Below are 21,045 nucleotides of genomic sequence, written 5' to 3' on the forward strand. Positions count from 1 at the left end.
AGAATGGTGCTTATATGAGAGATAAGATTTATAACTTTATGCGAACAAGATATGGGAATGATCAGTTTTCATCATTTCTGACCTGGATGGGCCTGATCCTGATCATCATAGATGTCTGGGCGAAGACAGGAGTTTTGTATTTCCTTGGACTTGCTTCTTTTATCTATGGATATGTGCGCATCTTTTCTAAGAAATACGACAAACGTGCGGCAGAAAATAAGTGGTTTCTAAGCCACACGACAGGCGTTCGAAATGTATTTAAACGGATGAAAAAAAGCAAAGAAGCCGGAAAGAATTATAAGATCTTCACCTGCCCACGTTGTGAACAGATGATCCGGATTCCACGAGGCAAGGGCAGGATCGAGATAAGATGTCCGAAATGTGGGAATACTTTTATTAAGAAAAGCTGATTGGAGACAGGCGCGTGTTTGGATATATAGTAGTAAACCAGCAGGAAATGAAATTTAAAGAATTTGACGAATACCACAGGTATTACTGCGGGTTGTGCAGGGCGTTAAAAGAAGATCAGGGCGCAAAAGGTCAGTTGTCATTAAGCTACGATATGACATTTCTGGTGCTGCTGCTTACCGGATTGTATGAGCCGTCAGAGGAGCGGGGTACAAAAAGGTGTGTGGTCCATCCGATGACAAAGCATGAATATGCCAGAAATCTGTACTCCGATTATGCAGCGGATATGAACCGTATACTTACATATTACAAATGCATGGATGACTGGACAGATGATAAGAAGCTGTTTCGTAAGCTGTATGCGGAGCTTTTAATACCGAAGAAAGAGTTGGAAAAGGAAGACAGCCGATTATATGATTACAGACAAAAGATTGATACTATTGCAGATCGGCTTGCAAAGATCAGCGAGCTTGAGAAAGAAAACAGTGAAGATCTGGATCGGTTATCAGGATATTTTGGTGAAGTGCTGGCAGAGATATTTGCCGTAAAAGCTGATGCATGGGAAGAAAATCTGAGAAAGATCGGTTATTATCTTGGAAGATTTGTATATATTCTGGACGCTTACGATGATATTGAAAAGGACCGAAAAAAACACAGCTTTAATCCATTGATACACAAGCTTACATGTAGTGAAGAAATGAAGACAGAGGACATTCCGGTGGAGGAATGGCAGAAGCTTGCAGACTGGGTAAAAGAAGTCCTGATGATGCAGGCGGCAGAATGTGCCAGAGAATTTGAGAAGCTTCCGATTATAAAAAATGTGGAAATTCTCAGGAATATCGTGTATTCTGGCATATGGAATAATTATTATAAAGCAACTGCCGAAAGATGCGGTAGCAAAGCAGATAACAGGCAGAATGGAGAATAAATGAAAGATCCTTATGAAGTACTGGGATTGCCGCATGGTGCCAGTAATGATGAAGTAAAAAGTGCATACAGACGATTGAGCAGAAAATATCATCCGGATGCGAATATCAACAATCCAAATAAAGCCGAGGCTGAGGAGAAGTTCAAAGAGATCCAGCAGGCATATAAGGCGATCATGGATGGTGATACCGGTTATGGAAATCCATACGGAGCAAGTGGATATGGCAGCCCATATGGAAATGGTTCATATGGTTCGGGCAGTTACCGAAACAGCAACAGCGGTGGAAGAACTACTTATGATGAGTCAGATCCGTTTGGCGGTTTCTATGGCGGTTTTGACCCGTTTGGCGGGTTCGGCGGATATGCCGGCGGAAGACGGGAGGACTATGATCCGAACGATCAGGATTCCAGATATTTTCAGGCGGCAAGAAATTATCTGCGGTCAGGCAGTTATGAGGAAGCAAGAACAGTATTGAACCAGATCCAGGATCATAATGCAAAATGGCATTATTATTCTGGTGTATGCAATGCCGGACTTGGTAATCAGATCCGGGCGCTTGAGATGCTTCAAAGGGCGATACAGCTAGAGCCGGATAATATGGAATACAAGCGTGCATACGAACAGATCAAGAGCGGATCGAAATGGTATATGGATCAGGGACAGGGTTATGGCATGGATATGTCAGGCCGGGATATGACAAAATGCTGTAATACTTTCTGCACTACCTTGCTTTGTCTCTCCTGTTGTGGTGGAAATATGTGCTGTTTCCCTTGTGGCGGCTATTATTCAGGCGGTTATTAGAAGGAAAACCCCTTATGAAACTGTTCAGATATTGGTATGCCCCATAGGGCAAGAGCGTATAAATAACTATAAAAACAGAAAATAATTGAAAAATCATTGTAAAATTGCAAGATTAATTAGACTTTGGTCTAAAAAATATGTATTTTTCTACAAAAAATTAAGACATGTATTGAGAAATACATGTTTTTTTGTTAAAATGATATAGGTTTCTTCCAAAATTTCTCATGGTAAAACTGGATATTATGATGAATTAGGGTGAAAGAGATATAAAGGATGCGAATAATATCGGCATCTGATTATAGAAAAATCGTCAGGGATGCATTCTGGCGTGCAATTTTCAAGGAGGATACGATAAATGAAAAAGTTGATTGATTTCGACAAAGAGGGCTTCAAAAAAGAGGTTATTACAAATGTAAAGACATTGTACAGAAGACCAATCGAAGAGGCAACTCCACAGCAGGTATTCCAGGCTGTCAGCTACGCTGTTAAGGACGACATAATAGACAGATGGATAGCAACACATAAGGAATATGAGAAGAAGAATGTTAAGACAGTTTACTATCTGTCCATGGAGTTCCTGATGGGTAGAGCCCTGGGAAACAATCTGATCAATCTGACATACTATGATGCAGTAAAAGAAGCCTTAGATGAACTTGGATTTGATTTGAATCTGATCGAGGATCAGGAGCCGGATGCAGCACTTGGTAATGGTGGTTTGGGACGTCTTGCAGCATGTTTTCTGGATTCTCTTGCTACACTTGGTTATCCGGCATACGGATGTGGTATCCGTTATCGTTATGGTATGTTCAAGCAGGCAATCAAAGATGGTTATCAGATCGAGTTGCCGGATGACTGGTTAAAGGATGGCAACCCATTTGAGATCAAGCGTCCGGAGTACGCTGTAGAAGTTAAATTTGGCGGTTATGTAAGAGTTGAGAACAGAGACGGAAGAAATTACTTTATTCAGGATGGTTATCAGACCGTTCGTGCCGTACCATATGATGTTCCGGTTGTCGGTTATGGCAACAATGTTGTAAATACACTTCGTATCTGGGATGCAGAAGCAGATCAGGAGTTCTGTCTTGATTCATTTGACAAGGGTGAATATGAAAAGGCTGTTGAGCAGCAGAACCTTGCTAAGACAATTGTTGAAGTCCTTTATCCAAATGATAATCACTATGCAGGTAAGGAATTAAGACTGAGACAGCAGTACTTCTTCATTTCAGCGTCTGTTCAGAGAGCAATCCTGAAATTCAAAGAGAAAAACAGTGATATTCATAAGCTTCCGGAAAAGATCACGTTCCAGATGAATGATACACATCCAACAGTTGCAGTAGCAGAGTTAATGAGAATCCTTATGGATGAAGAAGGTCTTGAGTGGGATGATGCATGGGATATCACAACCAGAACATGTGCATACACTAACCATACGATCATGGCTGAAGCTCTTGAGAAATGGCCGATCGAATTGTTCTCAAGATTACTTCCTCGTATCTATCAGATCGTAGAAGAGATCAACAGAAGATTTGTACTGAAGATCCAGTCTATGTATCCGGGCAACCAGGATAAGGTTAAGAACATGGCTATCCTTTATGATGGTCAGGTTAAGATGGCACATCTTGCTATCGCAGGTTCTTACTCTGTAAATGGTGTTGCAGCACTTCATACAAAGATTCTGGAAGAGAGAGAGCTGAAGGACTTCTATGAGATGAGACCTGAGCAGTTCAATAATAAGACAAATGGTATTACACAGAGACGTTTCCTTCTTCATGGTAATCCGCTTCTTGCAAGCTGGATCACAGATAAGATCGGTGATGAATGGATCGTTAAGCTTTCAAATCTGAAGAAGTTAAAAGTATATGCTACTGATGAGAAGTATCAGCAGGAATTCATGAATATCAAGTACCAGAACAAGATCCGTCTTGCAAATTATATCAAGGAGCATAATGGCGTGGATGTAGATCCTCGTTCTATCTTCGATGTACAGGTTAAGAGACTTCATGAGTACAAGAGACAGCTTCTTAATATTTTACATGTTATGTATCAGTACAACGAGTTGAAGACAAATCCATCATATGATATGTATCCAACAACATATATCTTTGGTGCAAAGGCTTCCGCCGGTTATAAGAGAGCAAAGCTTATCATCAAGCTGATCAACTCTGTTGCAGATGTTATCAACAACGATGCATCTATCAAGGGTAAGATCAAGGTTGTATTCATCGAGAACTACAGAGTATCCAATGCAGAGCTGATCTTCGCAGCAGCAGATGTCAGCGAGCAGATTTCAACAGCTTCCAGAGAAGCATCCGGTACCGGTAACATGAAATTTATGTTAAACGGTGCAGTTACACTTGGAACCATGGATGGTGCAAATGTAGAGATTGTTGAAGAAGTTGGTGAAGAAAATGCAGTTATCTTCGGTTTAAGAGCTGAAGAAGTTATGAAGTATGAGCGTGAAGGTGGATACAATCCAAAGGATATTTACAACAATGATGCAGCAGTAAGAACTGTTCTTACACAGCTTATCAATGGTATGTATTCTTCTGATGATCCGGATCGTTTCAGAGATCTGTATGATTCACTTATCAACGAAGATGTATACTTCATCCTTAAGGATTTTGCTTCTTATGTAGAAGCTCACAGAAAGATCGATACTCTTTACAGAGACGAGAAGAACTGGGCTAAGATGGTTATGTTGAATACAGCATGCTCCGGTAAGTTCTCATCAGACAGAACAATCGAAGAGTATGCAAAAGAGATCTGGAACCTCAAAAAGGTTAAAGTCACATTAGACTAATAATATATGTACGACCCGTGATCGTTATATAGTACATCCATTATTCCGCAAGGCACTTTCGTTCTATCCTCGGTGCAGCGGTACATAAGGTTGCAAAAGACGCAACCTAAGTACCGGCACTCGGATAGGCTTGCTGCATAATGATGTACATATATAATGCTCACGGGTCTGTTTATGTATACAAAAAAAGACATATATACATTTATGCCGCAGAACGCTCGCGCTCTATTTTCACGTAGCGGTACTAAGCTCCCACCATTTGGTGGGTCGCTAAGGACCGACGTGAGTAACTGAGATCTTAACGAGGCTAGCCGAGTTTAGTTCGAAGTTATACAGAGTGAACAGGTCTGATGCATAAAGTATATAGGGGTCTTGTTCTATAAGTGATATTTTTATGACCGGCGGTAAGTATATAATACACATATTATTTCGCAAGACGCTTTCGCTCTAATCCTCGTGCAGCGGTACATAATAGTGTATCTATATACTTACCGCCGGTTTGTTTTATTGTTACTTTAGACAAGAAATGTCTTATTTCTTATAGAGCAGACTTAATGTACAAAATGAGGAAGGTTATACTATTATGAAGCAAGCCTTTTCTCGCGTCAGTCCTTAATGATCCGCCGTGAGGCGGGAACTTAGTACTGTTACGCGAGAATAGAGTGCAAACGACTTGCGTAATAATAGTATAACCTTCCTCATTAGTATAGAAGAGGTTTATTTCTTAAGCTTCACTTTTTTTGTGTCGGTGTAGACCTTTTTTTTGGTGATCTTGGAGATTTTATTTGCATAGACATTGCCTTTGCATTTTTTATCTGCATATACGCCAAATGTAACTTTGGAAATCTTATTTTTGTTGATAAGGATCTTGGCTTTTCTTATGGTGAAGCCGGATCCTTTTTTATTTCCGGTAATTGTGTTGTTTGTAGCGGTAATTTTGTATTTTGTTGTTGCAGGCTGGATATAGATTCCTGCATTTGAACAGCCTGATATTTTATTTTTTTCGATCTTCAAAGTATTTGAGATACTTCCGATCAAGATACCGCTTGTTTTGGCATTTTTGATCGTGTTGGATGCTATTGCCTTGCCAATAGATGACTTATTCAGGGTCTGAATTCCGTATTTGGCAGCAGATGATATCTTATTGCCATTAACACTTCCGGTAACCTGAGATTTCAGAGATACCACGATAGCTGAGTCACTACATTTTTCGATCGTGTTTTTATTGATCGATCCTTTTACCTTGGAAGAATTGTAAAGGACAATTCCACGGTTGGATGAGTATTTTGCGGCACCGGCCAGAATCTTATTTCCCGTCATGGAGCCGGTGGTTGATTTTAAATTGATCTTTATACCGGCCAGATTTGTATGTTTACCGTTTTTTCTGGTATCAGTGATCGTGTTATTTGCGATTTTGCCTGTTGTACAGTTATTATAAACAGAGATACCGCCTTCTTCGTTATAAGATGAAATTTTATTTCCGGTGATATTTCCCGAGGTGCAGTTATTGCTGATAAAGATGCCACCCCGTTTGCAGCTTTTGATCTGATTATCCGATATGCCTTCTGTGCATTGGCTTTTATCATATATCTGGATTCCGCGTCCGCCGCATTTGGAAAAAATATTTTTGGAGATCCTCTTTACGGAAGATGACTTCTGCACGAGAATACCGTTTCTGGTCATTCCGGATATATGGTTATTGTTTATGATAATATTTTTGGAATCCATTTCTACCAGAATGCCATCATGATCGTTTTTGGACGGATCTTTGGAAGAAAAATTCTGCCCAATGATTGTATTATCATATGCACTACATCCGTGAGCATCAAGGAAATGAATGCCATGACCGGAGGTGTGGATTGTGTTGTCGGAAACAGTTACACCACTGATATAGTAGTTTCCGGCAGGAAGAATGAATCCGTCACCGCCCTTTTTTCCACTTTCCTGTTTGTATCCGGAGACTTTGATTCCTTCCGGTGTAATACAGCTAGGAGAATAACGGAGGGAGATATTATTGCCGCTGATAACTGTATTGAGTTTATAGCGGAAGGATGCTTTATATTTATTCTTGCCATCCAGAATTGAGGTGTTGATCGTATTAGCGGCAGCTTTATAGTTTTGAACAAGGATACCGCCACCGCAGTTCTTGATCGTGTTATTTTTAATTTCACAGTTATAATAGTTCAGACCGATAATGCATTCTTCCAGTACGTTATCAAAGGTATTGTTGTTTATCTTAATATTCTCATGGTAAGCGCCGATCAGCATCGTATGGCTTCCGAGACCTCTTGCAACATTTTTAAATGTGCAACCGGTAATCTCGACATTTTTCATCGGAGTGCCGTCTTCGTATATATTCGGGAATACAAACTCACGGCATGGCATATCGAGCTGAAGTGCTTCCTGATTTTCGTGGTTATTGATATCGGTTGCTTTTCCATTGTCCCGGAATGTACAGCCCGTTACATAGAAGCCGTTGATTGCAGCTACTTCCATCTGGTGAAGACAGCCGCCTCCTTTTAAGGTGATTCCGTTTAAATGGACATTGGTTGCATGGGAAAGACGCACGATTGTTGAGTCGTTTGATGGAATGCTGATGAATGTTCCGCCGTTTATGGTTATGTTTTTGAATCCGTTATAGCCGCTACATAATGAACTTGTATTATAGTTGTTCTGTCCTTTGTATGCGCCGTTTGTTCCGGTGGTGATCATGTTGATCGGTGTATCCGCTGTGCATTTGATACTTACACCTGTCAGGTTCAGTGTTGTATTGCTGTAGATATGTAAAGCAATGTCCTGAGTATAACTTCCTGCCGGAACATTGACGGTGATTATGTGTCCGTTGGAATCCGCAAGATCGCGTGCAGCTTTTAATGCGTCATTTAATACTGTTCCAATTTCACTTCCGTTTTTAGCGGAGACCGTAATCGTGTCGCCGGAAACAGAGTATGAATTTGCAAATAGTTCCGGTGAGGTGTCATTTGATGCTGTGCTTTCAGTAGCTGTTAAGTTGGCTGCAAATGTCTGTGTATCTGCTGTATAAGCAACACCGGAAACAAGCAGCAGTCCTGAAGCAAGCAGGATAAGATGTTTTTTCATATATATGTCCCCTTTCAGTTATAAATATGATCCCATTTATCTGAGAATAAAATAGTTCGTCTGGAAATTTCCGAAAATACAGATGTTTTCCACTGTTTTATATGCCCTGATCCGGTAATAAACCGGTTTGTTATTTGGCAGATCGTGTAGGGTATAAGATGTCTGTTTTGCATTCAGGTGGATAACCTGTTTGCTGGAAAAATCTGCATATGTGCTGTATTGTAATTCGTATCCGTCCATTCCCTTTACAGCATCCCATGTGATCGTTGCTTTATTTTTTCCATTATCTGTCGTAGTTTCGACTGTTGATGAAATGACTGTATTCATTTTCTGGGCTTTTTTATCAATGTAGATTTCTTTTTTTGCTATATCACTATATATATTATCATAGATTGACCCTGAAACGGAAGCTGCAGCATGGATTCCGTATTTGAATTTTTCAAATTCATTGGATGCAATCGATACTTTGCATTTGGATAGCCGGATACCACTGATTGAAGCTGAGCCGGATAATATATTTCCTGATATAGTGGTCAGATTCTTTTTTCCTGCGGCAATATTAATAGCAGCGTTCTTATTTTCATTCAGTTCATTGTGGGCAACGGTCAGGTCGTTTTCTATACTCTGGATATTGATGCCATAGTTATTACATTCTGTAATAACATTACCGGCGATGCTGTTCCGGACGGTTGCTTTTTTATCAAGTAAGATACCGTTTGTACCGCTGCCTGAGATATGATTGCTTTCGATATTATCACAGATTATGGAGGAATCGGTAACAGCAATAGCACTTTTTCTGGCAGAGGTGATATCATTACGATTAATCTGACCTGCTATCTTGGAATAGCTTTTAACGGCAATAGAGTATTCGTTTGTATTTGAAATTGTGTTGTTGCTGACTGATTCAGATAATCTGGAATCTGAATCAATCAGAATGCCGTAACCGGAGGAGTATTTAGACTTGGATGCATAGATCCGGTTGCTTTCTATTCCTTTTGAAGTTGATCTGCCGCTTACTACGATGCCCGAGGCAACCTCTTTTTTTCTGTACTCCCCCAGGTCATAAATCTGGTTGGAGTTGATATAACGGACAGTACTCATGTTGCTGATTTTGATGGCGGGATTACCGCTTACCGCTGAGAGTGTATTCCCGATGATATCGGAAGTCGTGCTGTTGTTTTCAACTATCAGACCACCGAAAGAACATTTTTTTATTATATTATTTGTTATATCATTTGCACAGATACTGTGTTCTGTTAATTTGATTCCGGACTTGGAACAGCTTTTAATATTGTTGTTTACTATGCCGGACAGAGAGGAACGATCATATATTACAATACCGTTTCTGGACATATTCTTAATAGAATTTCCTGTTATAGAGATATCGGAGCTTTGTTTATCAACTCGAATTCCGTCTCTGTATCTGGCATATGGATCTTTCTTTGAAAATTTTGCGCCTTTGATGGAATTCCCTGCTATCTCACAATTTCTGGCATCGGATATGGTTATGCCATCACCTGCGGTTATGATCGTATTATCCCGGATAGATATAGAGCTGATATAATGATTTTCTTTAGGCAGAGGATAGCCGTCTCCACCAAGTGCATCATCGGATATATTTTTCCCATATACATAGATTCCGGCTACGATCAGCGTGGTTGGATGGTAGACGATCTGTATGGTATTTCCACTGATCTCGGTATTCAGGTCGTGGATGGTTGCGCCGGCATACACTTTACTTCCGTCCAGTATCGAAGTATTCATGGAACGATCGTAATCTCTTGCATTTTCAACAAGGATACCACCACCGCAGTTTGTGATCGTATTATCCTTGATCTGACAGTTTACATAGTTCAGACAAATGATACATTCCTCCAATACATTTTCAAATGTATTATTACTGATATTAATATTTTCATGATAAGATCCACAAAGCATCGTGTGTGTTCCGACACCGCGGGCAATATTTCGAAAAGTATTATGTGTGATCTCGACATTCTTCATAGGCGTACCATCCTGATAGACACCGGGATATACCAGATTACTGTATGGCATATCAAGCTGGATGGATTCCTGTTTTTGAAAATTAGTTGTGGAGTCTGCGCTCTTGCCATGATCCAGAAAAGTACAGTTGCGGACATAGAAACCATCGATGGCAGCGACCTCCATCTGATGTACACAGCCTCCGCCAATCAGTGTCAAGCCATCCAAAGTGACATTCCTGGCATGAAAGAGCCGGATCATACTGCCGGCATTTTCGGGTGTGCTTTCCCATATTCCACCAAGTACCGTGATATTTTCAAAGGCATCATAGCCGGAACAGCCTTCACTGGAATTGAAATGTTCATAGCCGCGGTATGGGGCATTTGTTCCGCTGATGACCATGTTGATCTTTTTAGTACCCTGATAAGTAAAATGTACATCTGTTACATCAAGGGTTGTGTTGCTATATATGTGCAGGGACTTTGAGAGATAGTAATCTCCCTTTTTTACCTTGACGGTTATGATCTGGCCGGAGCTTTCTGCGAGGTCTCTTGCATTGATCAGAGCTTCACGCAGTTTGTCCGAGATATCACTGCCATTTTTGGCGGATACTTTGATCGTTGTTTCATCAGAGGAACTGTTTTCTGCGGCTGATACGGTTATTCTGGTCTGTGCGGAAAACAGAAGAAAGAACAGAGTCAGGGTAAGTAAAGTAAGTAATATTTTTTTCAATGAATGCGCCTTCTATACAAATTAATTTATTCGATCTATGTGTTCTTTATTTGTTTCGGAAATAATATAATGTGGACGATTTTTTACTTCCAGATAGGTCTTTGCCATATATTTTCCCATAATTCCCATGCAGAGGAATTGCAAACCTGCAATGAATATAATGATACAGGCGAGAGATGGCCAGCCGGCAACCGGATCACCGAATATTGCTTTTCGGATAATGATAAATATGACCATGATAAATGACAAAATGGTCAGAAAAATACCGAGACCGGAGGCAAAGGACATAGGAGTTTCCGAGAAGTTGATAATACCGTCGATCGCATATTTAACGAGTCCCCAGAAGTTCCATTTGGTTTCTCCCGCGATTCTGTTGACGTTTTCATATTGGATCCATTTGGTCTTAAAGCCGATCCACCCGAAAATACCTTTTGAGAAACGGTTGTATTCACACATAGAAACAATGCTGTCAACCATTTCTTTTCGCATCAAACGGAAATCCCTTGCACCATCTACAATATCGGCATCAGAAATTTTGTTGATAAGCTTGTAGAATTTTCTGGCAAAGAAAGAACGGATCGGTGGTTCACCTATACGAGAGACACGTCTGGTCGCAACACTGTCATAATCTTCGGTTTCCAGACAGTTTAACATTTCGGGAAGCAGAGATGGTGGATCCTGCATATCGGCATCCATAACAGCGGCATAGTCACCGTCGGAATTACAGAAACCGGCATACATGGCTGCCTCTTTTCCGAAATTTCTGGAAAATGAGATATATTTATAGTGTGAGTCGGATGCACAGATTTCTTTCATGACAGTCAATGTCTGATCGGATGAACCATCATTGACCAGAAGAACTTCTGTATTATAGTTTGTCAGTTGAACTATGACTTTATTTAGCTCTGCCGCAAACAGAGGAAGGGCATCTGCCTCGTTGTAGCAGGGAATGATCAGTGTTAACTTTTTCATGAAATTTCCCCCAAATAACTATTGATATATGATTAATTTTAAGTTACCGGAATGTAGGTGTCAAGCATTCCGGAGATAATACTGACAGAATTAATATTTGAAAACGGAACGATATTAAAGATATATTTTTTGAATACATGATCCTTCTCTCATTCTTTTGGCAGTGGGCTTTTGAAGGTGGCTTTTGAAAGTGACAGGATGAGTTTGCATAGCAAAGACAGGGTATGCTATAATTAACAATTAAGGAAAAAGATATATAGCAACATAAAATCATAAAATCAGGAGAAAAGATAACTTTGAAAGGAATAAAGAATTTTATCGCAAAACTACCCGGTATCCGGGGATTTCTTCACAAATGGAGAAATGCGCTTGCTGAAATAAAAGCACTTAAGAAAGAAGCTTCAAGTCTGAAAAAACAAATAACTGAACTCAAGAAAAAAAATACTGATCTTTCAGATAAGATCAAACAGCTAAATGCAGAAAAGAAAACAGTGAATGCGGAGCTTGCCAAGGTTAACAGACAGATGAAGAAACTGCGTGAGGATGCAGCCGGAGGATGTCTTATGGCAGATCTTGCAAGATTACAGGAACGGCAGTTTGAACGAAAAACCGAGTGGATGTTTTGGAAGGCAGATCCGTCGCCGGAACAGAACGATGAATTAAAGTATATTCAGGAGATTCGTTTTCTGGAAGAAAAACGACCGCTTGTGTCGATCATAGTATTGAATCAAAATGGGAAAAAGAATTTGGAACGATTGATGAAGTCGTTCGTTAACTGTCATTTTTATAAAAATATAGAAATTATTTTTGTGGATCACGCATCAACAGACGGGTCTGTGGATTATTTGGAGACCTATAGGTCGGTATATGATATGACAATAATTAAGCAAAATGAAAATCTGTCATTTTCCGTTTCAAATAATTATGCAGCAAAACAGGCAAAGGGCGAGTATCTTTTATTTATGAATAATGATACTCAGGTAACGGATGGATGGCTGGATGAATTATTAATTGCCATACAGAAAGCAGATCAGCCCGGTGCAATTGGAGCAAAATTGGTTTATCCGGAGATCCCTGTCGGATCGGCAAATGAGGAAAAATCATACATGCTTCAGCATGCCGGAATTGGGTTTAAGGATGTTATACGGGAAAAGGCACATTTTATTCAACCATATAATCTGAAAAACGGGGAGCCGGATTCGGATATAAGTCTGGAACTTCAGGAACGCGCAGCAGTAACGGCGGCGGTTATGCTGGTTAAAAAAGATGCATTTGATGAAGTCGGAGGATTTGATATAAAATATATATACGGATATGAGGATGTCGATTTATGTTTAAAATTGCATTTAGCCGGATATAAAAATTATTACTGCCCCGGTTCTGTAGTATATCATTATGAATTCGGAACGCAGGAGAAAGATGATGCAAAAGAAAAGAAGCAAAGACGTATTCATAACATGATGGTATTTAAGGGTAAATGGCAGAGATACCTTGCAAAGCAGTTATTCAATGATAAGATCAGTCAGTCACATATGTTCACAGAACAGAAATTGACAATTGCATTTGCCGTGTCGGATGCGAAGACCGGTACAGATGCAGAGGAATATTATCATGCATTATTCTTTGGGGCAGCACTTGAAGCACTTGGCTGTAAAGTGAAGATACTCAGCCGGACTGCGAAGAAGGATTGGTATAACGTAGGGGTTGATACAGATATATTGGTTCCTGTTTGTCCGGATTATGATATCGAAGCAGTGTATAACTGCAAGAATGATCTGATCAGGATATTATGGCAGCAGAAAGATAATACAGTTTGTCTGAAGTTGGAGATGGAAGCCGGACAGGATAAGGCGGCTGATATGGATTGTAGGTTTGATCTGGATTACGATTTGTATGATCTTAGCTGTATGAATGAAAAGACGCCGGCAGAGAAGAAAGAATATCTTGCGGAACAGAAAGCATATGTCATAAAGAATCATATATATGAGGATACTGCGCATGGATTTGTTCAGATGATCAGTGGGTGTTTTGATGTACCTGTCTGTTCGGATGAGATCGATATATGTGGGGCGATGCCGGATGATGAATCAAAAAAATACTGGGGAGACCAGCATTTTGCTGTTGGAATGAAAAAGGAATTTGAAAAGCTTGGGTATAAGGCAAATGTTCTTCCGAGAGACCGTTGGTATGATCAGAGCCGGGCGGGTTATGTGATCGTGCTGAGAGGGAAAAATCCTTATTACAGACCGATGGGAGATAACAGGAAATATATCATGTGGAATATTTCACATCCGGATGATGTGACGATAGACGAATATAATTCCTATGACTATGTATTCTTCGCTTCTCAGAAAATGCATGATGAGCTTGCCTCGAAGCTTCATGTGCCATCGGGAGTTGCACAGCAGTGTGTAGATGACAGTGCGATGGTATATGAAGAAGGACATGATAAGCAATATGAATTGTTGTTTGTAGGAAACTCCCGGCATGTATTCCGGCCGATCTTAAAGGATCTTATTCCAACAGAACATAAGCTGACAGTATATGGAAGACATTGGGAAAAATTTCCGGTTCAGGATTATGTTGTCAGTGATTATATGGATAACAGTAAGGTTGGACAGGCATATCATGATGCAAAGATTCTTCTAAATGATCATTGGGATGATATGAGAGAAAATGGAATTATCTCAAATCGTATCTTTGACGCATTGGCCGTTGGCGCATTCATAATCAGCGACGATATTCCAGAAATACATGAGTTGTTTGGGGATAATGTTGTGACATATCATGGACGAGAGGATCTGAAAGAAAAGATCGATTATTATCTGAAACACGAAGAAGAACGCGATGCAAAGGCGAAAGCCGGACAGAAGATTGCATTGAATGGACATACATTCCGTGATCGTGTTGCGGTTATGGTAAAGGTTATAAGAGAGATGCCGTTATAGACGGAGCACATTTTTACAGAAGAAATAATAAGACCCATATAGTTTATAGCAGAATTGAAATCTGTGTAATAAATCTATATGGGTCTTTATTATATGGTTATATGAAATTTGTTATATGGATTAGCCCATTACTACTTCTACAGCATGAGTCTTGCCATCACCGAATACAGGGAGAACATTGCCTTCAATAGCATTGCCATCTACAGTAACACTCTTGATACCCTTATTTACATGATCCGGATTTGTAACCTTGATATCATATGTAGCACCACGGAACTGACGTGTAGCATTCAGACCATCCCAAGCAGCAGGAATAGATGGATCGATCTTAAGACCATCGAAGTCTGCTGAGATACCTAAGATGTACTGTGAAATAGCTACCATGTTCCAAGCAGCTGTACCTGTAAGCCATGAGTTCTTACCCTGACCAAAGTGGTTGCCCGGCTTTCCGATATCGGAACCGGCATCCTTGCCACCGATCATCTGACCATATACATATGGTTCAGTCTTGTGGATATCAGATGTCTCCTCGGTGAAAGCAGGAGCAATCTCTGAGTAATATTTGAATGCCTGATCGCCGGCGCCTGCGTAAGCAGCAGCACAGATGATCCATGCATTGTTATGTGTGAAGATACCGGCATTCTCTTTGTATCCGCCCGGATATGTTGAGATCTCACCATACTGGATGTAATACTTTGTGAATGCAGGATTGTTAAGTACAAGTCCGTACTGTGTATTCAGACGCTCATCAATAGCAGCAAGTGTCTTCTTGTCGCAGCCCTGATCTTTACCGATGTCTGACATAATAGCGAAGCCCTGTGGCTCGATGAAGATCTGTCCTTCTTTACATTCCTTAGATCCCATCTTCTCACCGTTTGCATCGTATGCTCTTAAGAACCAGTCGCCATCCCAAGCAGATTCCATGATGTTAGCTTTCATCTTATCGATCTCAGCTTGAGCAGCTTCAGCTTCAGCGTCCATTCCGAGGTGCTTAAGAATAGCAACATAGTTAGGACCTGCATATGTAAAGAGTGTAGCAACCATAACTGACTCAGCAACCTTTGAGTATCCGCCTTCAGCAGCGAACTTAGGGTTGGTGTATGTCTGGAAACTTTCACCCGGTGTATCGGAGAAGCATGAAAGGTTGATACAGTCGTTCCAGTCAGCTCTCATTGCAAGTGGAAGTCCGTGTGGTCCAAGGTTGTTTACGATCTTGTAGAAAGAAACCTTTAAGTGGTCAAGCATCGGTTTAGCGATGGACATATCGTTGTCATATGGAACCATCTCATCAAGAATACCCCAGTCGCCTGTCTCCTTGATGTATGCAGATACAGAAAGGATCAGCCATAATGGATCGTCTGAGAAGTCACCACCGATATCTGCATTACCCTTCTTTGTAAGTGGCTGATACTGATGATAGCATCCGCCATCCGGGAACTGTGTAGAAGCGATATCAATAATTCTCTCTCTTGCACGATCAGGGATCTGATGAACAAATCCAAGTATATCCTGGTTGGAATCACGGAATCCCATACCACGGCCGATACCGGACTCGAAGTATGAAGCTGAACGTGAAAGGTTGAATGTAACCATACACTGATACTGATTCCAGATATTAACCATACGATTAACCTTATCATCAGGAGTATTAACATTTAAGATGCTTAAGAGGTTGTTCCAGTGCTCTTTGAGTTCTGCAAGACCTGCTGCAACCTTCTCAGGAGTGTTGTATTTCTCCATCATCTCAAGAGCCTTAACCTTGTTGATTGTCTTGCCATCAGCTTCGAACTTCTGGTCAACAGGCATCTCAACATATCCAAGAATAAATACAAGAGTCTTTGTCTCGCCTGGAGCAAGAGTGATCTTCTTGTAGTGTGAAGCGATTGGTGACCATCCATCTGCGAATGAATCATTTGCTTTGCCGGCTTCAACAGCCTGTGGGTTGTGGAAACCATTGTAAAGTCCGATGAATGAATCTCTGTCTGTATCGTAACCGTCAATCTCGTCATTTACGGTATAGAATGCGAAATGATCACGTCTGTCTCTGTACTCTGTCTTGTGGTAGATTGTAGAACCAACAACCTCTACACGACCTGTACTGAAGTTTCTCTGGAAGTTTGTGCAGTCATCCTGTGCATCCCAGAGACACCACTCTTCAAATGAGAAGAATGAGAAAGTCTTCTCTTCTGAGCTTTCATTTGTAAGAACAACCTGCTGAACTTCTCCGGCATAATTCTGAGGTACGAAGAAAGTAACCTCTGCCTTTAAGTTGTTCTTCTTACCGGTGATCACTGTGTAACCCATACCATGACGGCATTCATATTCGTCAAGCTCTGTCTTAACCGGTGACCAGCCCGGATTCCAGATTGTACCATTCTCGTTAATATAGAAATAACGACCACCCATATCGATAGGTACATTGTTATAACGGTATCTTGTAATTCTACGAAGACGAGCATCTTTGTAGAAGCTGTAACCTCCCGCTGTATTTGAAATCAGTGAGAAGAAATCCTGTGTTCCAAGGTAGTTGATCCAAGGATAAGGAGTTCTAGGAGATGTGATGACATACTCCTTGTTGGCATCATCAAAATAACCAAACTTCATGTAATATATACCTTCCTTTCATGTGTATTAAGATAAGTAGTGTCTGCCGTTATCAGGCAGTATCCGCTGCTTCATGATCTCTCCCTTACAAAGGACATAGCACGCCCTTTATAAAAACAGTCATATGGACATATTATATAATAAAATAGTATATTTGACAACAAAACCCAGGATAAAAGTGGAAAAATAATCATTGTAAAAAGAATCATCATCTGATACACTCAAAATGTGAACAGACATAAAAAGTTCACAAATACTATTTATTATTTTTTACTTTTAGGAGGAGAGATTATGAATTGTCCAAATTGCGGAGCAGAGACAAATGAATCTGTTTGTCCTGTTTGTGGGGCAGCAGTAGGTACAAGTGGTGGTTTTAAACTTGCGGGGAATGACCAGCCACAGCAGCCGGAGGGTGTTACATATGATGCACAGCCACAGCAGGGAATGGGGATGGATCCACAGTATGGTGGACCACAGTATCAGGGAGATCCTATGCAGAACGGTTATGCGGGAAATGCATATGGCACAGATTATCAGCAGCCAACCAAAAAGAAGAAATCCGGCGTAGGAGCAGTTATTGGAATCATTATTGCACTTGTGGTAATTGCAGCGGCAGTAATATTCTTATTTTCCGGTTCAATCGGTGGAGCAAAGAAGAGTAAAAAGCTGGTTGATGATTTCATGACCGGAATCGAAGAAGCAGATACAGCAAAGATTGTATCGCTTGTTGACAAAGAATGCGTTGCGGATAATGATGTAGCAACATTATCCAGCAGCTTCGAGCTTCTGACCTCTATGGGGGTTGAGTATTCTATTGATTACAAGATCACATCAACAGAGAAGGCAAACAGAGCAACTATCAAGAATATGTGCGAAGGTCTGTATGGTGATACATCTGTAGCAAGCAAAGTAAGATGTGCTTATATCTGTGATGTTGATTATACCATGACAATAAACTACCTTGGAGAGACAGAGACAGAGGATGACAAGATGTCACTGATCTGTTACAAGAAGGGCGGAAAATGGTATATCGGCGGAACGGTAGAGAACGAATAAGACCGAGCCTTATATGAAAACATGGCATATGCTATTCCTTACACAGAATACATATGCCGTGTTTTTTAGCTAAGGCCCTGTTTGCATGACGGTCTGACAATAAAAAGAGACATATATCATTCCTTTCGCAGAACACTTTCGTTCTATTTTCACGTAACGGTTCTAAATTCACCGCTTTTGCGGTTCATTAAGTACCGACGTGAAAAGAGGTCTGCTACAGGAATATGTATGTCTTTTTTTACTGTCAAACCTGTGTATGATGATAGATATAAAGTTAATGCTTTATTATAAACTATTTTCTACCGGACAAAGATTCGCTCGGTTACGGTTTTGGATTCGCCAGGAGCCAGTTCGGTGTAGCCGGTTACGGCAGGGTCGCCGGAGAGATTCGGAGCATCAATGTTCCAGCTCATAGGTTCCGGACAGAAGAATTCTTTCATGCCGTGATCATTCCACATGATCCAGTATTTCATAATATCACATACTTCGTAGCAGACACGGACACCTGTAACTTTATCTGTAACGATGACGCCATAGAATGGTTTGCCGTCTAATTCATTCATCTCCGCGGTATAGAGGTCGTTGTCGATATCCTGAAGAACAGGAACCATGTCACCCTCTTTGTACATCATATCATATCTGGTAAGCGGCAGTGTTTTCTCGGTCGGGATGCAGGTGTCGCTGAGTTCCCATTTGTCACCGATTGGAACTTGTAAACGAACATTTGCGCCGCTTCCGCCATTTGTAAATGGTGCTTTGAATGCAATGTGGTTACATACACCATAAGGCATCTGCACCTTGGAAAGGTTGGTCAGTGTAAAGGAATAATCCAGTCCGTCTGATGTCAGTGTAAAGACAAATTCAGCCTTGAAGCTGACAGGGAAAGTCTCGAAAAATTCATCATTTTCATCATATACATAAGATGTCTTTGCAACAGCACTTTCACCTTCTACATACATGTCATCAATTGTATGGCAGCGTTTGTGAAGAAAACCGTGAAGATGGTTTCCGAGTGGATCGTTACAAGGAAAATGATACATGGCATCTGAGGTTTTCAGATTTCCATGAGATAATCTGTTTGGAAGATATAAGGTAGGCATGCCATATACTTCGGCAGCAGCTTTTAATTCTGCCGGAGAAAGTGACAGATCATTTCTTAAAATATCAATATCAAGAGCTGTGTTTTCCAGCTTCATTACATTACTTCCGTTAAAAGGTGCGATCAACGCACGAAAATCTCCTGCGATAAGCTCAATACAGGTTTCGCCTTTAAAATCATAGTTTTTTGCGCTAAAGCTCATAGTTGCCTCCCATATAAAGTGATAAATATTTGAATATAAGATACATAAAATGGAAAAAGTCTGCAAGATAATAATATGTATGTGTGAGTGTGAAAACAGACTCATCTCAAAAATCTAATAGAATAGTAACACTTAAGTTAAAAAGTGTCCATAAAAATGAAACAAGATTTGTTAATTTCAACAATGGGAAAAGTCGAAAAACGACTAAAACTGCGAATTATGTAGAAATTTCAAAATCTGTACACTTATGTAAAGTGGTATGTTATAATGTGAACACTGATTAAATCGGGGTAATAACCCTTTCCTTTTATTAGAATGTAAGATCAAAAGAGGAAGCACAGATAATGGACAATGATAAACGATATAACGCAAAGCAGCATAACGCACAGGTCGACAGATGTAAAATTATTGCGATCGCGGTAATTTTTCTGGCGAGCTCCATTGCGATATTTGCTACAAAATATAGACAGGAAATTATAGATTTCGGCAGGGATGTGAATACGGAAAATGTTGCAACAAAGTCCGATGCAGATCGAACGGAGGAGAAACCGACAACAGAGGATACGGAAGAAGCTACAACAGGAGTAACGACGGAGGCGCCGACAACAGAAGAACCGACAACGGAAACAGTAACGACCGGTGAGGAAGCATCTACTTCGGAAGCAGAAGGCGGAGCAACTTTAAAATATATAAATGATAAAGATCCGGATCTCTCATCAAAGGGAGATGACTGGTATGATAAAAAGCTTTTCAAACCGGCAAATGCGACGGATGATGCTTATTTTGATACAGCAGTTATCATTGGAGATTCCAGGACAGAAGGCTTGAGTTTATATACGGGGATGAGTAATCTGGATGCATTCTGTTCGAAGGGCCTGAATATCGAAAAAGTTATGACGGATTCGATCGTTTCGACAGATAAGGGAATGATAACGACATTAGAAGCTTTAAAGCTTAAGCAGTATGATAATATCTATATATCCTTCGGACTTAATGAGTTGGGATGGGTTTATGATGATATTTTTATTGAGGACTATAAGACATTTATTGATTCAGTCAGAGAGATCCAACCGGATGCAACGATTTATGTAGAAAATATCCTTCCGGTTTCAAAGAAGCTATCGGATGAGGATGAGATCTATAATAATAAAAATGTCAAGAAATTTAATAAGCTGTTAAAGAGAATGTGTAAGGACTATGGAGATATCATATATCTGGATGTAGCAAGCAGTGTTACGGTAGACGGTGTTCTTCCGGCAGATGCAAGTACGGATGGGAGACATTGTAATCAGGAATATTGTAAGAAATGGCTGGAATACATCAGACAGAATGTATATGTAAGACAGTAGATCCGGAATGGATGATATTGTGATATAGAAAAAACAGAAGAACAGACAAGGAGTGTTATTGAGT

Annotated in this window: 12 protein-coding genes; 7 read left to right on the forward strand and 5 right to left on the reverse strand. The window is 40.4% G+C overall.

Annotated features, from left to right (window positions below; all coding sequences use genetic code 11):
- Positions 1-14 precede the first annotated feature (14 nt).
- The 4 genes from CLOL250_RS07705 to CLOL250_RS07720 all read left to right on the forward strand — a co-directional run bounded on the left by CLOL250_RS07705 (position 15) and on the right by CLOL250_RS07720 (position 4,937).
- Positions 15-410: a hypothetical protein gene (locus CLOL250_RS07705; protein ID WP_008401739.1), complete on the forward strand. Its 396-nt coding sequence runs from the start codon at positions 15-17 to the stop codon at positions 408-410.
- Positions 411-424: 14 nt separating this feature from the next.
- The gene (locus CLOL250_RS07710; protein ID WP_008401740.1) at positions 425-1,336 is read left to right on the forward strand and encodes a DUF5685 family protein; all 912 of its coding nucleotides are present in this window, start codon (positions 425-427) and stop codon (positions 1,334-1,336) included.
- Positions 1,337-2,137 carry a J domain-containing protein gene (locus CLOL250_RS07715; protein WP_008401741.1) on the forward strand — a complete coding sequence of 267 codons (801 nt, stop codon included), beginning with the start codon at positions 1,337-1,339 and terminating at the stop codon, positions 2,135-2,137.
- A gap of 355 nt (positions 2,138-2,492) precedes the next feature.
- On the forward strand, positions 2,493-4,937 hold the full coding sequence (locus CLOL250_RS07720) for a glycogen/starch/alpha-glucan phosphorylase (protein ID WP_008401742.1): 2,445 nt from the start codon (positions 2,493-2,495) through the stop codon (positions 4,935-4,937).
- 717 nt (positions 4,938-5,654) lie between these two features.
- On the opposite strand, the gene CLOL250_RS07725 is transcribed toward CLOL250_RS07720, so the two are convergent.
- From CLOL250_RS07725 to CLOL250_RS07735, 3 genes are read right to left on the reverse strand one after another with little or no spacing between them, the layout of a single operon-like run.
- Positions 5,655-8,036 (reverse strand): right-handed parallel beta-helix repeat-containing protein, encoded by a 2,382-nt coding sequence (locus tag CLOL250_RS07725; RefSeq protein ID WP_008401743.1) that lies wholly within the window; start codon positions 8,034-8,036, stop codon positions 5,655-5,657.
- Positions 8,037-8,072: 36 nt separating this feature from the next.
- Complete coding sequence (locus tag CLOL250_RS07730; protein ID WP_008401745.1) at positions 8,073-10,751, reverse strand: right-handed parallel beta-helix repeat-containing protein; 2,679 nt, start codon at positions 10,749-10,751, stop codon at positions 8,073-8,075.
- Between the two features lie 21 nt (positions 10,752-10,772).
- Positions 10,773-11,723, reverse strand: a complete 951-nt coding sequence (locus CLOL250_RS07735) for a glycosyltransferase family 2 protein (protein WP_008401746.1) — start codon at positions 11,721-11,723, stop codon at positions 10,773-10,775.
- A 296-nt stretch (positions 11,724-12,019) separates the two neighbouring features.
- Between CLOL250_RS07735 and CLOL250_RS13370 the strand changes: the two genes are divergently transcribed.
- Positions 12,020-14,671 (forward strand): glycosyltransferase family protein, encoded by a 2,652-nt coding sequence (locus CLOL250_RS13370; protein ID WP_008401747.1) that lies wholly within the window; start codon positions 12,020-12,022, stop codon positions 14,669-14,671.
- Positions 14,672-14,791: 120 nt separating this feature from the next.
- Here the strand turns inward: CLOL250_RS13370 and CLOL250_RS07745 are convergent, their stop codons facing one another.
- On the reverse strand, positions 14,792-17,275 hold the full coding sequence (locus tag CLOL250_RS07745; protein WP_008401748.1) for a GH36-type glycosyl hydrolase domain-containing protein: 2,484 nt from the start codon (positions 17,273-17,275) through the stop codon (positions 14,792-14,794).
- A gap of 291 nt (positions 17,276-17,566) precedes the next feature.
- Between CLOL250_RS07745 and CLOL250_RS07750 the strand changes: the two genes are divergently transcribed.
- Positions 17,567-18,331 carry a hypothetical protein gene (locus CLOL250_RS07750; protein ID WP_044945546.1) on the forward strand — a complete coding sequence of 255 codons (765 nt, stop codon included), beginning with the start codon at positions 17,567-17,569 and terminating at the stop codon, positions 18,329-18,331.
- Between the two features lie 299 nt (positions 18,332-18,630).
- Here the strand turns inward: CLOL250_RS07750 and CLOL250_RS07755 are convergent, their stop codons facing one another.
- A complete protein-coding gene (locus CLOL250_RS07755; protein ID WP_008401751.1) occupies positions 18,631-19,632 on the reverse strand; it encodes an aldose 1-epimerase in 1,002 nt (333 codons plus the stop codon).
- 344 nt (positions 19,633-19,976) lie between these two features.
- Here CLOL250_RS07755 and CLOL250_RS07760 point away from each other — a divergent pair, with 344 nt between their 5' ends.
- Positions 19,977-20,981 carry a GDSL-type esterase/lipase family protein gene (locus tag CLOL250_RS07760; protein ID WP_008401752.1) on the forward strand — a complete coding sequence of 335 codons (1,005 nt, stop codon included), beginning with the start codon at positions 19,977-19,979 and terminating at the stop codon, positions 20,979-20,981.
- Positions 20,982-21,045 lie beyond the last annotated feature (64 nt).

The organism is Clostridium sp. L2-50 (assembly GCF_000154245.1).
Taxonomy (GTDB): domain Bacteria; phylum Bacillota; class Clostridia; order Lachnospirales; family Lachnospiraceae; genus Coprococcus.

What these genes read in the sequence shown, in the direction of transcription:
- CLOL250_RS07725 (WP_008401743.1), bottom strand. Translation starts at nt 8,036, where the DNA reads ATGAAAAAACATCTTATCCTGCTTGCTTCAGGACTGCTGCTTGTTTCC.
- CLOL250_RS07705 (WP_008401739.1), top strand. Translation starts at nt 15, where the DNA reads ATGAGAGATAAGATTTATAACTTTATGCGAACAAGATATGGGAATGAT.
- CLOL250_RS07735 (WP_008401746.1), bottom strand. Translation starts at nt 11,723, where the DNA reads ATGAAAAAGTTAACACTGATCATTCCCTGCTACAACGAGGCAGATGCC.
- CLOL250_RS07715 (WP_008401741.1), top strand. Translation starts at nt 1,337, where the DNA reads ATGAAAGATCCTTATGAAGTACTGGGATTGCCGCATGGTGCCAGTAAT.
- CLOL250_RS07745 (WP_008401748.1), bottom strand. Translation starts at nt 17,275, where the DNA reads ATGAAGTTTGGTTATTTTGATGATGCCAACAAGGAGTATGTCATCACA.
- CLOL250_RS07750 (WP_044945546.1), top strand. Translation starts at nt 17,567, where the DNA reads ATGAATTGTCCAAATTGCGGAGCAGAGACAAATGAATCTGTTTGTCCT.
- CLOL250_RS07720 (WP_008401742.1), top strand. Translation starts at nt 2,493, where the DNA reads ATGAAAAAGTTGATTGATTTCGACAAAGAGGGCTTCAAAAAAGAGGTT.
- CLOL250_RS07755 (WP_008401751.1), bottom strand. Translation starts at nt 19,632, where the DNA reads ATGAGCTTTAGCGCAAAAAACTATGATTTTAAAGGCGAAACCTGTATT.
- CLOL250_RS07760 (WP_008401752.1), top strand. Translation starts at nt 19,977, where the DNA reads ATGGACAATGATAAACGATATAACGCAAAGCAGCATAACGCACAGGTC.